This is a genomic window from Silvimonas soli, assembly GCF_030035605.1.
Taxonomy (GTDB): Bacteria; Pseudomonadota; Gammaproteobacteria; order Burkholderiales; family Chitinibacteraceae; genus Silvimonas; species Silvimonas soli.
In genome coordinates, this window is record NZ_CP106736.1 from 2,022,551 (window position 1) to 2,036,554 (window position 14,004).

Consider the following 14,004-nt stretch of genomic DNA (forward strand, 5'->3'; position numbering starts at 1 on the left):
TTTGTATCCTGGTTACTGGGTGCGGATGAGTACCATGTTAGCCACCTGGCAACGGCGCAGAGAGTAACAACGTTGTCGTGAATCCCGGTGCGGGCGGCGTCAACCAGCGTCTGGCACGACCGTGGCCCAAGGCCTGCACCTTGCCCGCCTCTGACAGCACGTCGAGCGAGCGCTGGATTGTGCGCTGACTCGCCCCAAGTGCTAGCGCCAGCGCAGAACTGGACCACGCTTCGCCATCGGCCAGGCAGGCCAGCACCGCCGCATGCTTCTCTTCTACCGGCCGCGCAAGCACAACCACCTCCGATGAATGCGGCACCAGCGTGAATCCGCGGGGCGTAGCGCTAACCTCTGCCAGCGTGCCCAGCACAGCGCGCAAACGGCCGATTTCAACCCGCAACCGCGCCCGATGTGATTCGTCGGCATGCCTGGCCCGAAACGCCCGCGCGACCAGCGTGTCTCTGGGCACATCGGCTGGCCACGCTTCAGCCAACGCGCGCGCCAGCACGAACAACACCGGACGCCTTGCCAGCGCGATTACTGTGTTGGTATCGCACACCACGTGGCGGCAGGCATCCACGATCAGCGCCTTTGAAGCCAATAATACTTCGACCTCATCGAGCAGGATGGGCCGTTCTTCACCTCGCACGATCAAGCGGGCGGCAGGTGTGTTCAGCATAAACATTGCACTGCCCACTTCTGCCGACAGAGCGGGAATACGGGCGCGGCGGGCGGCGCTTTCAGCCCGGGCCAACGCAGCGCGGGCAGCGGTCGCCTGCAGCCGCCGCATGGCGATGCCCGCCACCATCAGTTCATGTGCAGTGCTTAAAACCGGCGGCAATCCGGTTGGATCAAGGCTGGCTAGCAGCATCTCGGCGGCGTCCAGTTGCCCGATCAACAATTGGTGTCGCACTTCCAGATACTGCGCATGCGCGGCGTTGATCTGGTCACCGTGTGCGGCCAGCGTTGCCCGCGCGGTGGCGAGCGCCTTGGCGGGCCAGCCCAGATCACGCGAGGCGAGTGCGATTTCTGCCTCAGCCACCACGCAACGCGCCCGTGCCACTGCCTCTTTCGCGCCAAATGCACGCGCTGCACTACGCACCAGCGCCTTCGCCCGCACGAAATCGCCCAATTGCGCGAGAGCAATTCCGCGCAGCGCCAACGCCGGTGGGTCGTTGCGCAAGGCCACAAAATTCAGAGCACCCAGCGGGTCTCCCGCCGCCAGCGCGCCCGCCGCCGCCGTGATCAGTGAGTCCATGCAAATCCCGCCAAACTTGTCACTCCCTCGCGTTTCAGGCCCGGTACTAATCTAGCACACGTCACTCAACCACCTTGTCGCAGGCAGTTCTGACCGAACGGCGAGGCTTCTCAACGGAGATCATCATGATGACGACGCACGTAACTGGAACTCACGAAGAATGGCTGGCCGCGCGACTGAAATTGCTGGCGGCTGAAAAACAGCTCACGCATCACAGCGATCTGCTGGCGCAACAACGCCAGGCACTGCCGTGGGTTCGCGTGGACAAGACCTACCGCTTTGAAACCGACAAGGGCAGCGCAACACTGAAAGACCTGTTTCAGGGTCGCTCGCAATTGCTGGTGTATCACTTCATGTTCGGGCCGGACTACACCGCCGGTTGCCCGTCTTGCTCGGCCATTGCTGATAGCTTCGACGGCTTTGTCTCCCATCTGGCCAATCACGACGTGACGCTGGCGGCGGTTTCCCGCGCACCGATTGCCAAACTGAGCGCCTACAAAGAGCGCATGGGTTGGTCGTTTCCGTGGGCCTCTTCGCAGGGCGGCGATTTCAACTTTGACTTCAACGTGTCATTCACTGAGGAGGAACAACGCAAGGGCGATATTGAATACAACTATATGCGCGGTGCGCATGCCATGGACGCCGTTCCGGCACCAGAACCGGTGGTGCAGTTTGCCAACAGTTGCGGTACCGACGCGGCTACGTATGCGCGCGATCGCCCGGGATTGAGCGCCTTCGTCATGGAAGATGGAGTGATCTATCACACCTATTCCACCTATGCCCGCGGGCTGGACGGCATCTGGGGCATGTACCAATGGCTCGATCGCGCGCCGCTGGGCCGCAACGAGACGGGCATCTGGTGGCGCCGTCATGACGAGTACGAAAAGTGCTAAGGCATGGCAGCAGCGTTGTGGCCGTACGCGGGAAGCGGGCGGCTGCAACCCGCCCATCTCCCGTTCCCGCTTCCCGTGGTGTCTTCTTCGGCAGCCTGGCACTGCTGTTTGTGGTGAGCGCGGCTATGACCATCATCTGGTGCCGTTCGATGGCGGATATGGATGGCATGACTATGCCAGGCGACTGGACCATGTCCATGACCTGGATGCGCATGCCGGGCCAGACCTGGTTGCGCGCCGGGGCGGTGTTCCTTGGCATGTGGGTGATGATGATGGTGGCCATGATGCTGCCAGCGCTCGCCCCCGTGCTGTGGCGCTACCAGCAATGGGCAAGCCGTTCAGCCCATGCCCGGCCAGCCCGGCTCACCATCCTGGTGGGTCTGGCTTACTTTAGCGTGTGGACGATGGTTGGTCTGGCTGCCTTCCTGGTCGGGATCACGCTGGCAACCCTGGCGATGCAGCAACCCGTGTTGGCGCGCGCCGTGCCAAGTCTGGCAGGAACCGTGGTGCTGATGGCTGGCGCGCTGCAATTCACCCGCTGGAAAGCGCATTTGCTGGCCTGCTGCCGAGGCAGCTCCGGCCATGGCGGCGAGTTCGGGCCGGCCAATGCCAGCAATGCGTGGCGCTATGGCCTGCAACTGGGTAGCCACTGCTGCCAGTGCTGCGCCGGACTCACCGCAATCTTGCTGGTCGGCGGTGTAATGGACCTGCGCATGATGGCCATCGTCACTGCCGCCATTAGCGCCGAACGCCTGGCCGCACGTGGCAAAACGGTGGCATACGCAATTGGCATCGTCGCTGTCGTGGGGGGGCTATTGCTGATTGTGCGAAATATCTAGCTTGGGAGCGTCGTCGTATATGGTCAGACCGGAGCCAGACCGTCTCTTGGCAATCAGTTGAACCACCCACGACGCTTTTTTTTGCGCGTTCATCAAGGTCACGCTGCCTTCTCGTAATTGTCATCCGCCAATTTCTTGTAAAGTCAAAAAATACCTATCAATACCCTGACTTCATATTGTTGGTTATTTGTCAGCGATGCGGTTATATATGTAGAGCTTTATCAATAACGCTTTCACTGGAAGTAACCATGCGTGACATCCTGCTTGTCTCCGGCACCCGTCCCGAAATCATCAAGATTGCCCCGCTTTATCATGCATTGCGCTCACAGCAATGGGCACGTGTGTATTGGTTGCATACCGGGCAGCATGGTGAAATGGCGCAGCAGATTCTGGCGTGTTTTGACATCACGCCCGATATCACGCTGGAGCGCCGTGGCAGCAGTCTGGCCGACTTCAGCATCGGTTGTCGGGAGCAACTGGAGGCGGTGATGCTTAGCCGCGCCTGGTCGTTGGTAGTCGTGCAAGGTGATACCGAAAGTGCTTTTCTGGGAGCGCTGGCCGGGTTTTACCACCGGGTGCCGGTGGCTCACGTTGAAGCAGGCTTGCGCACTTACAATCCGGACCGGCCGTTCCCGGAAGAAGGCTTGCGGCAGATGATCGGCCGGGTGGCACGCTTTCACTTTGCGCCCACCGAACGGGCACGCGATGCCTTGTTGAAAGAGAACATCGCCAACAGTCACATCACGCTTAGTGGCAATACCGTGGTGGATGCCCAGCAGTGGGTCATTGCCCATCGCGGCATTTCACGCCAGGCCAGCGATCGCGGGCATATGTTGGTCACCGTGCACCGGCGCGAAAACTGGGGTCACGATGTTGAGGAAATCTGCCACGCCATTGCCGACATCGCCACCGCGCATCCGGATCTACCGGTACTGTTTCCGGTGCATTTGAACCCGGTGGTGCAAAAACCGGTGCATGACATCCTTGGCCATATTGCCAACGTGCAACTGGTGCCGCCGCTGGATTACCTGCAGATGCAGCAAGCGCTGGTCGATGCCTGGCTGGTACTGACTGACTCCGGTGGTTTGCAGGAAGAAGCTCCCACATTTGGCGTACCGCTGCTGGTATTGCGTGAAGAAACCGAGCGTCCCGAAGCCATTGATGCAGGCTGCGCCCGGCTGGTGGGCACGAAACGGGCGACCATCGTCGAGCAGGTTGAAGCACTGTGGCAGAACAAAGCGGCGTATCAAGCCATGCAGCAGGCGGGCAATCCGTTTGGCGATGGCAAGTCGTGCGAATACATTGTGGCAACACTCAAGAAAGGCCTCGCGCATAAAGCCGATCCGGCTCCGGACTTTGCCTAAGCCGGGAGTGCATTGATGTCTTTGCTGGATATATTTTCAACCTACCTTTACGGCCTGAAGCTGCTTGCCATTGCGGTGGCGGTGATGATGCTGGTCAGCGGCATCGATGATTTGTTTATCGATGTGGTTTACTGGGGCCGCCGTATCTGGCGCCTGCTGACCATTTATCGCAACCACCCGTATCTGGATTACACCGCGCTGTACGAGCCGGACGAAAAGCCGTTGGCCATCATGGTGCCCGCGTGGCAAGAAACCGGAGTGATCGGCAAGATGGCCGAACTGGCCGCCACCACGCTGGATTACGAGAATTACCACATCTTTGTCGGCACTTATCCCAATGATCCGGATACCCAGCGCGACGTGGATGAAGTCTGTGCGCGCTTTCCCAATGTACATAAAGTGGTCTGCGCCCGCCCCGGGCCAACCAGCAAGGCCGATTGCCTGAACAACGTACTCGACGCCATTTTGCAATTCGAGCGCCGAGCCAATTTCGAATTTGCCGGTTTTATCCTGCACGACGCCGAAGATGTGATCTCGGATATGGAATTGCGGCTGTTCAATTTTCTGGTGGCGCGTAAAGATCTGATCCAGATTCCGGTTTATCCGTTTGAACGGCCGTGGACCAACTTCACCAGCCTTTCTTATCTGGATGAGTTTGCCGAACTGCATGGTAAAGACGTGCCGGTGCGCGAAGCCGTCGCCGGTCAGGTGCCCAGCGCTGGCGTTGGCACGTGTTTCAGCCGCCGTGCAGTACTGGCCTTGTTGGCCGATGGCGATGGCATTGCCTTTGACGTACAAAGTTTGACCGAAGACTACGACATTGGCTTTCGGCTGAAAGCCAAGGGCATGACCGAGGTGTTTGTGCGCTTCCCGGTGATCCGCGATACGCCTACGCATTCGCTGGGCAAACGCCTGCTGGGGCAAAGTCGGCGCTCGTCCACCGTGATCTGCGTACGCGAGTATTTTCCGGATACCTTGCACACGGCGGTAAGGCAAAAATCGCGCTGGATTATCGGCATTGTTTATCAGGGCTTCAAAACCCACGGCTGGACAGGCAACTGGACGCTCAATTATTTTCTCTGGCGTGACCGCAAAGGCGCCATCAGTAACTTTGTGAGCTTTATCGCTTCGCTGATCCTGATCCAGTTGTCGGCGTTATGGCTGTACCAGCATTACTGGCCAAATGCCTACCGCTTCTTGTCGATTTTTGAAGGCGACCATGGACTGGTGCTGCTGCTGTGGGTCAACTTCTTCCTGATGGCCAACCGCATGCTGCAGCGGATTATCTTTGTCTCCGGTTATTACGGCATTGGCCAAGGTTTGATGGCGATTCCACGCTTGTTCTGGGGCAACATCATCAACTTCCTGGCGAACTGGCGTGCGCTGAGCCAGATCATTGCCCAAGGCGATCCGCGTCGCGTGGCGTGGGACAAAACCACGCATGACTTCCCCAGCGTGGGTGGCGAAAATCGCGCCCGCCGACCGCTGGGCAGCATCCTGATCGAGCAAGGCGCCATTACCGAAGCCCAACTGGCCAGCGCTCTGGCGCAACACCGCAGCCAGGGTCTGCGCCTGGGAAGCTGGCTGGTACAAACAGGGGTCGTTAGCGCGCAAGCACTGGCAGAGGCGGTTGCTACGCAGAGTCATGTCAGCACCGAAGCGGTCGATGCCTACAGTCTGTCGCCCCAGCTAATTGGCCGCGTTCCCGCTGCAATGGCCATGCACTATGCCATCTTGCCGCTGCGCGAAGAGGGCAAAACCCTGGTGGTGGCCAGTGAATCCGATATTGACCCGGTATCGCTGGCGGCACTGGAACGCAAGCTGGAACGCCCGGTGCGTTATGTGATCGCCCGCCGTGGCGAGGTCACGGTAGGATTGCGCCGCTGGTATCTGCCCAAACTGCAAGCCGACCCGCGCGAACTGCTGGACGCGGCCATCGACCAAGGTTTGATCACACCCGCGCAAGGCCAGGCCATCTGGCAGGAATACGTACCTCAACAAGTATTATTTGCCGAGATATTGATGTCACTGGGTCATCTGGATACCGCCGCTCTTAAAGCCCTGCTGCTGCGCCATGAGCGCTCCAGCCAAAGTCTGCGTGAATTTCTGGTGGATGAAGGCGTGATTAGCCAGCACACCCTGCAAGAGGCATTGCAGCTGCAAGATCAGCTGCAGCCCTCAATGCCGCAACTGCTGCAACGCGCTGGCGTGACCATGGAACAGCTGGACCACCTGCGCCCGGCGGCGGCCGTATGAATACGTCTTTGAGAGTACTCCCTGCCTTGTTGGCACTGGCCCTTGCGGCACCGGCGTTGAGTGCAACGGACAGCAGGCTGGACCTTGGCGACGAAGTGAGCGGCTACCGGCGATTCATTATTTATCCGCATTTGCAGAAGGCCTTCGCGCTGCAGCAGCGCGGCGAAAACCAGCAAGCCATCAGCGAATTCCTGGCCGCGCAAAAGCTGGTACCTAAAAATGCCACCGTTGCGCTTTATCTGGCCGATGCCTATCAACGCAATGGCCAGCCTGATCGGGCCGAAGCGGTGCTCAAGCAAGCGGCCCAGCGCACGCCCAAAGACATGCGCATTGCCGAAGCACTGGCGACGCTGCAAGGTGCCCAGGCAACACAAGCGCCTGAAGAGGTCAGCGAAGCCGGGGGCGCCGCGCAAGCCCCAGCCGCTACAGACACCACTTGCCAGCCCAAAGAAACGCCAGTGTGCAAGGCCATAGCCGGCAATGCCGCATTACGCGCGGGTCAGTTGGCCAAGGCGCAAGCCGAACTGGATGCTGACGATGGTTTTGCGGCCAGTCCGCAAGGCCTGGAGCTGCGCCACTCACTGGCACAACGGGCGATCTTTTTACGCGACTGGCCGCGAGCCGAAAGCCAGTTTGCCGCACTCAATGCCGCAGGCCAACTCACGGCCAACGAGCGCAGCCAGTGGCTTAATCTGCTGCTGACACAGGGACGCCTGAGCGATGCCGAGCGTCTGCTGAACCAGAGTCCTGCCGTACGTGGACGTGATCAGCTGGCCTATGCACAGGCATTGGCCCGGCGTGGTGAGCGCGCAGCGCTCGTCCGTTACATGGTCGGCAAACAGCCTGACTTCCAGAACGCCGCCGATGAGCAGCAATGGCTGAGCTTGCTGGAACAAATGCCGGGCATAGAACGCGACACGCTCTATGCGGAATACACACCCACCTTTAGCGTCAACCGCCGCGCCCAGGCGCAGGCGCTGGTACCGCGCCTGATCGCCAGCGGCAGCGACAATGCCGCCCAGCGCATGCTGGAACGTTTGCCCGCCGACGAAATGCTCCGCGAGCGTTTTACCCTGAGCGTGAAAGCAAATCAGCTTGATCTGGCCGAAAAACAGGCAGCAGCCCTGCTACGGCAACACGATAACGATCCGGCGTTGCTCGATTCACTGACCTGGCAACTGATTGCTCATGATGGCCAGGCACAAGCCGCCCGCTTGTTGCTGGATAACTATCCCTTCACCGCCGCGCAGCCCGCACGCCGTGGGATTTTGTTGCAACGCCTCACCGGCTTGATCGGCGAAACCCCGGCATTGCTGACCGCTGAAGACAAGGCCCGGCTGGCAAATCCTCTGGCTACACCGGGTCCGCGCGGGCATCAGGCAGCGCTGTTTGCCGGCCTCAAGGACTGCAAACAAGTCCATGATTTGCTGGGTGATCTTTCCAGCGGCTACAGCCATGACGACTGGATGCGGCTGGGCGACTGCTATAGCAGTGACAACCTGCCGGGTCTGGCGCAATACAGCTATCAGCAAGCCCGGCAGCGGCAACCCGACGATGGCTACGCGACGCGCGCCGTAGCCTACCAGGCATTCGCCACCAAAGATTACGCCAGCGCGGCACAAGCGTGGCGCTCGCTGCGCAAGGCGGACTTGCTGCCCGGCGAGTTGATCTCCGCCGCTAATACCGACCTGGTCGCGGGCGACAAACCCGGTGCAGCGCAATGGCTGGATGAATACGAAGACCGCGGCGCCGTGCGTGACGATGAATACTGGTGGTTGCGCGCACAAACCGCCCCCGATGCCACCGCCGAACGCGCAGCGCTGGAACGTGCTCTGGCCCAGCGCGAAGACGCCCGCTATTACCAGCGACTGGCCACGCTGCAGAGCGCCGACAAGCAATATCAAGAGGCTGTGGTCTCGTTGCAGCGGGCCCAGGCGCTTGCTCCAGACGATGCCGAGTTACAGGCAACACTGGGCTACGCTTGGTGGTTTGCCGGAAACGCGGCCAAATCGCGAACAGCATTGCAGGCCGCGCATCAACAAGCGCCAGGCGACATTGCCATCACCCGGCAACTGGTTTATTCCAGCCAGCGCATGAGCGATAACACGGCCGCTCGCGCCTATGCCCGCGAGGTGATCGATTACGACCTGACTATTGATCCTGCCGATAAAACCGACGCCGATCTGGAGCAGCAATTTGGCTTCAGACGCCTGCATGAAGATCTGGGCCGTCGCTGGAGCTTTTCCGCTGGCGCGTTTATGGGGACCAACGCCGGTTCAATTGCCAACTCACCGGAGCCGGGCACGGCCTACCGCAGTTATTCGCAAGTTGAGGCAGACTACCGCCTGGGTGACCCGGCGATTCGCGACGGCAAAACGCTGGAAGCCTATGCTCGCATTTTTGCCGGTAGTGGTACCGAGGGCGACCAATATGCCGCCTTACCCATTTACGCGCCGATGTTGGGCACTGGCCTGCGCTGGAAGCCGTTGCGTGACTGGACCTTCTACCTGGCCGCCGAATATCAGACGCCACTGGATCGCACCCAGGATACGGTTTCGGACGTCATGTTCCGGGCCAGCGCATCGCTGTTCAACGATGGCAAGTTCAGTGATGAATGGCACGAATCCGGCACGGGCTGGATGGCGCAGAACCTGTATCTGGACGCCGCTTATTACCTGCATCAGGAGCGCGCTGCCGCCACTGCGGACTATCGCCTGAGTTATCACAAGAAACTGGTGCGGGGCCAGACCCTCGAGCCGTACGCCCATATGCAATACAACCTGTTGGACCAGCAAGGGTATAGCCGCGATGTACGGGCGGGCTTGGGTATGCGCTGGAATCACTGGTATGGCGAAACCCGTTACGATGCCTATCCGAGCAAGATCAGCGTCGGACTGGAGTTCCAGCACGCTTTCGAAACTTATCTCGGTGACACTAACACCGTGTTCCTGACTTTTGGAGGACTCTGGTGATGCGTCTGATAAAACTTCTGCTGCTCGGGCTGCTTTGCTTGCCGGGGCTGGCCCAGGCCATGAACGCCATTTTTTATCAGCCGCAGTTACGCGATCTGAGCATCGCCGCCGCCAGCTGGCCGCGCATCTTTGCTACGGCACGGCAGAGCGGATTTGATACGCTGGTCATGCAGTGGACCCGCCAGGGCGACGCCTTTACGGCGCCGGAACAGCAAGCCTGGCTCACCGCTCGCCTGAACGAGGCGCACGCCGCCGGTTTGAAACTGGTTATCGGCTTGAGTTCTGATCCTGATTTTTTCATCAAGCAGCAACAACCCGCACGCTTGCTGGATAGCTACTTCAACGGCATGGCCAGAACCGATGCAAAACTCGCCCAATACTGGATCAAACAGCTGGGGACTGATGCCATTAGCGGCTGGTATTTAGGGTCGGAAATTGACGACATGCGCTGGCGCGAACCGGACAGCCGCAGCCAGTTGCAAAACTGGCTCAATCGCAGTCAGAAACTGCTGCACGCGCAGGGCGACAAGCCGGTGTATGTCAGCAGTTTTTTTGCCGGCAATATGGCACCCACGCAATATGCCGCCATGCTGGAGCAACTCGGTCACGGCAGTGGCGTGCATATCTGGGTTCAAGATGGTGCTGGCACCGCCAAACTGAACGAAGCTGAACGCGGCTTGTACGTGGGCGCTGTCACGCACTGCGACGGCCCGGCGGCCCAAGGCATCGTGTTTGAGTTGTTCCGCCAGACCGGCACCGACGACAACTTTACCGCCGAGCGCCGGACACCAGAGGAAGCCCGGCAACTACTCAAGCAACGCGCGGCATGCGGCGGTGACAGCGTGTTTTTCTCGCTGCGCTATTTGCCCGGGCTGGAAGGGCTGTTGCCCATTTGATGCGCCCCTGTTGCCCGCGACCGAATCCTGGCACGAGCGGTTAAGCAGCGAAAGCAGACCGCCGTCTGTCCGGGAAAAACTTGCTAACAACGCAAGACTCCTCTTTGCTAAAGGGCAAGATAATCCGGTATCAGTGCTTTGGCTCAGCCGCCAAGCGAGGAAACCCGGACATCTAAAAATGAAGTCATAACCAGCAGATCAGTGATCTGCATGATTCCGCCCGGGGACCTCTGCAATGGTGGCAGTGCTCAAGACTCTGCGTCAGTACGCATTGATGCTGGCGTTACCCCTATGGTTGCTCTGTGCCGCCTGGCCAGCGCTGGCCGCAGATGATCCACCGTTGTCCAATGCCCAGCTTGATCAGCTGGTGGCGCCCATCGCTTTATATCCAGACTCGCTGCTTTCCCAGTTGCTGATGGCAACGACGTATCCTGACGAGTTTGAAAAAGCGTATCAGTGGTCCAAAGCCCACCCCGACTCCAAGGGCGATTCCGCCGTAAAAATGGTTGAAGCGCAAAACTGGGACCCAGCTGTTGCCTCTATGGTGGCCTTCCCGGATGTGCTGATCACGCTTGGCGGTCAGCCCAAATGGGTAAAGGACATGGGCGATGCCTTTCTGACCCAGACTGCCGACGTGATGGACGCGGTCCAGCGCTTGCGGAATCAGGCGCAAAAAGCGGGCAACCTGCAATCGAACGAGCAGGTTACCGTGACCACGCAACCTGGCCCCAAACAGCAAGTCATTGTGATCGAGCCGGCCCAACCGTCGGTGGTGTATGTGCCGACTTATAACCCTGCCGTGGTGTACGGTCCTTGGGCGTACCCAACTTATCCTCCCTATTACTACCCACCACCTGCTGGATACTGGTTTTCCACTGCGGTGATGACTGGCCTGGCGTGGGGTGTCGGCATTGCCGTGGGCAACGCGCTGTGGGGCGGCTGCAACTGGGGTTCAAGTAACGTCAACATCAACGTAAACAAGTACAACAACATCAATTCCAACCGCAAATTTGAAGGGGGCGGTGATCGCGCTTCCTGGAAACACGACCCCGGCCATCGCACCTCGGACTACCGGGGCGGTGCTGCCGAACGTGATCGCCTGAACAACGATTTCAAAACCAACCAGCGCGAACAATTCCGCGGTCGTGATGACGCTGGTCGGGAAAATGGGCGTGATAATGGACGAGACAACGCTCGAGATAATGGACGCGACAACGCCCGTGACAATGGCAGAGACAATGGACGCGATAACGGTCGGGCAAATACCCGTGACGCTAACCGCGAGCGAGCTGCGAACACCATGGAAAGCCGCGGCATCAGCAACTCGTCGCGTGGCGGCAGAACCGGCGGGGCACAGGCCGGGCAAATGGATCACAATCGCGGCGGCGCCAACAGTGGCCTGGGCAATAACAACGGAGCCCGTGGCGACAACCGCAGCCAGGCGGGATCACGTAACAATGCCCTCACCGGCGTCAACGATATGCAATCACGAACAGAGTCCTCGCGCGGTCGGGAAAGCCGCGCCTCGCCCAGCATGCAAGGCACCAGCCGAGCTGGCGCTTCAAACCGCTCTGCTCCGGCAGCCCGCTCCTCCACCAATCGCCCGGCGCGCAGTGGTGGCGGTGGCCGTGGTCGTTGAATAACGAGGGTTAATCATGCATGCAACGCGTCTATTCAAGGCTGTGCTGATCCAGATCATGCTCTGCGCGTCGATCGGGGCCATGGCAGCAACAGCACCACGTATTTTTCCAACGCCAGAGGCCGCTGCAGACGCCTTGGTTGACAGCATCGCCACCCATGACGATGACGCACTCAGTGTCATTCTTGGCAGCAACTACCGCACCTTTATTCCCACCGGCGGCATAGCGCCTGAAGACATCACCCGCTTCCTCGCGGCTTGGGCGCAAGCGCATGAGATCGTGCAGGTGGATGAACACAAGGCACTGCTTTCTGCGGGCACGGCGGGCTGGACTTTGCCAGTGCCGATCGTCCACGGCAAAGCTGGCTGGTATTTCGATACCAAAGCGGGTGCCGACGAAATGCGCACGCGGGCCATAGGTCGCAACGAACTGGCCGCCATCCAGGCAACGCTGGCGTACGCCGATGCCCAGCATGACTACTGGAACTGGTCGCAAGCCCAAGGCCAGGCCGCCTACGCCCAAAAGCTGTTGTCCACTCCTGGCAAAAAAGATGGCCTGTATTGGCCCACCCAGCCCGGCGAAGATCCCTGCCCGCTGGGCCCGCGCTTTGCCGATGCCAAAGCGGGTGAGCCATACCACGGTTACCGGTTCCGCATTCTGACGGCGCAAGGTGATGCCGCTGCCGGTGGCGCGAGGAACTACATCAAGGATGGGCGGATGGTGGACGGGTTCGCCCTGATCGCCTGGCCTGCCAGCTATGGCAAAACCAGCATCATGAGCTTTATGGTCAATCAGGACGGAGTGGTTTACGAGGCCAATCTTGGCTCGGCCACAGACCGGCTTGCCCGTGGCATTCGTACTTTCAATCCAGGCGAAGGCTGGAGCGAACTCAAGAACAACCCATAGCCCCATAAAGCCGATAACGAATAACTCAAGGGATGAAAACCGGAGCTGGTCCCGGCCGCCACCCAGCCCATTTCCCACACGCTCTTGCTACCTGCATCAGGAGAACACCATGAAAGCCTGTCTCGCGCTGATACCTGCTGGATTATTGCTGTTTGGCTTCTTGTCAGCACCACTTCATGCCGAAGACACCGCGGCAGCGGCGAGCGCCCCGTCCAAGTTCATGGCCGCCAGCGCTCACGCCACCGGCACCATCACCGCCATTGATGCAGCTACCCGCACAGTCACCATCAAAGGCGACCGCGGACGTGTCTTCGATATCGTGGCAGACGACAGGGTGCGCAATTTTGATCAGCTGCATGTCGGTGACCTGGTGGGCGTGGTTTACCAACGCTCCATCGCGCTCACCCTGCAAAAAGGCGGCGGCAAAGCCCGCACCGTTATGTCGACCATGGCCTCCAGCACAGCTGAAGTGGGTGAAAAACCGGGTGGTAGTGAGGTCCGGCAACATACCGTGGTGTGCGACGTGCTGGCGGTAAACAAGAAAGCACATACGATCACCCTCAAGGGGCCGCAAGGACACGTCATTGACGCCGCGGTAGAAGACCCGGAAGTCATGAAGGTAGTGAAAAAAGGCGATCAGATCGTCGCCGTGGTCACCGAAGCGATCGCGATATCGGTCACTCCCGCCGCCACCAAGGGCCAGTAGGCTGACCGTAGTAATGGCTTCGGACAGCATCTCTCTGATCCGGAGCCCTGTTACCACACCAGCGATAACGGACCCAGATATGCAAAAAGCCCAACCATCACTGGTTGGGCTTTCGCTTTGAAACTGGTTGCGGGAACAGGACTCGAACCTGTGACCTTCGGGTTATGAGCCCGACGAGCTGCCAACTGCTCCATCCCGCGACAGAGAAGAAGAGTATGTCATGGATATTGCAATGCGTCAACACCTACATGACTTTTAGTTTTATAGCTCTTGTTCA

General features: G+C 59.6%; 10 protein-coding genes and 1 tRNA gene. 9 read left to right on the forward strand and 2 right to left on the reverse strand.

Translation table 11 applies throughout. From position 1 onward, the window contains the following. Window positions 1-37 precede the first annotated feature (37 nt). Window positions 38-1,255, reverse strand: a complete 1,218-nt coding sequence (locus N7220_RS09275; protein WP_283151168.1) for a hypothetical protein — start codon at window positions 1,253-1,255, stop codon at window positions 38-40. Between the two features lie 125 nt (window positions 1,256-1,380). On the opposite strand from N7220_RS09275, the gene N7220_RS09280 reads away from it, so the two are divergent. The 9 genes from N7220_RS09280 to N7220_RS09320 all read left to right on the forward strand — a co-directional run bounded on the left by N7220_RS09280 (window position 1,381) and on the right by N7220_RS09320 (window position 13,727). Next, complete coding sequence (locus N7220_RS09280; protein WP_283151169.1) at window positions 1,381-2,148, forward strand: DUF899 domain-containing protein; 768 nt, start codon at window positions 1,381-1,383, stop codon at window positions 2,146-2,148. A 125-nt stretch (window positions 2,149-2,273) separates the two neighbouring features. Beyond that, window positions 2,274-2,987, forward strand: coding sequence for a DUF2182 domain-containing protein (locus N7220_RS09285; protein ID WP_283151170.1), 714 nt, complete (start codon window positions 2,274-2,276; stop codon window positions 2,985-2,987). Between the two features lie 248 nt (window positions 2,988-3,235). Next, the gene (wecB, locus tag N7220_RS09290) at window positions 3,236-4,351 is read left to right on the forward strand and encodes a non-hydrolyzing UDP-N-acetylglucosamine 2-epimerase (protein ID WP_283151171.1); all 1,116 of its coding nucleotides are present in this window, start codon (window positions 3,236-3,238) and stop codon (window positions 4,349-4,351) included. 15 nt (window positions 4,352-4,366) lie between these two features. Beyond that, window positions 4,367-6,607, forward strand: a complete 2,241-nt coding sequence (nfrB, locus tag N7220_RS09295) for a cyclic di-3',5'-guanylate-activated glycosyltransferase NfrB (protein ID WP_283151172.1) — start codon at window positions 4,367-4,369, stop codon at window positions 6,605-6,607. Beyond that, window positions 6,604-9,579, forward strand: a complete 2,976-nt coding sequence (locus N7220_RS09300; protein WP_283151173.1) for an NfrA family protein — start codon at window positions 6,604-6,606, stop codon at window positions 9,577-9,579. Before nfrB ends, N7220_RS09300 begins: the two co-directional genes overlap by 4 nt. Next, a complete protein-coding gene (locus N7220_RS09305) occupies window positions 9,579-10,475 on the forward strand; it encodes a DUF4434 domain-containing protein (protein ID WP_283151174.1) in 897 nt (298 codons plus the stop codon). The genes N7220_RS09300 and N7220_RS09305 overlap by 1 nt, the downstream gene beginning before the upstream one ends. A 244-nt stretch (window positions 10,476-10,719) precedes the next feature. Continuing rightward, window positions 10,720-12,114 (forward strand): DUF3300 domain-containing protein, encoded by a 1,395-nt coding sequence (locus tag N7220_RS09310; RefSeq protein ID WP_283151175.1) that lies wholly within the window; start codon window positions 10,720-10,722, stop codon window positions 12,112-12,114. 16 nt (window positions 12,115-12,130) lie between these two features. Continuing rightward, complete coding sequence (locus N7220_RS09315) at window positions 12,131-13,021, forward strand: DUF2950 domain-containing protein (protein WP_283151176.1); 891 nt, start codon at window positions 12,131-12,133, stop codon at window positions 13,019-13,021. Between the two features lie 109 nt (window positions 13,022-13,130). Next, the gene (locus tag N7220_RS09320; protein ID WP_283151177.1) at window positions 13,131-13,727 is read left to right on the forward strand and encodes a hypothetical protein; all 597 of its coding nucleotides are present in this window, start codon (window positions 13,131-13,133) and stop codon (window positions 13,725-13,727) included. Between the two features lie 124 nt (window positions 13,728-13,851). Here the strand turns inward: N7220_RS09320 and N7220_RS09325 are convergent. After that, a tRNA-Met gene (locus N7220_RS09325) sits at window positions 13,852-13,927 on the reverse strand. Window positions 13,928-14,004: the final 77 nt, after the last annotated feature.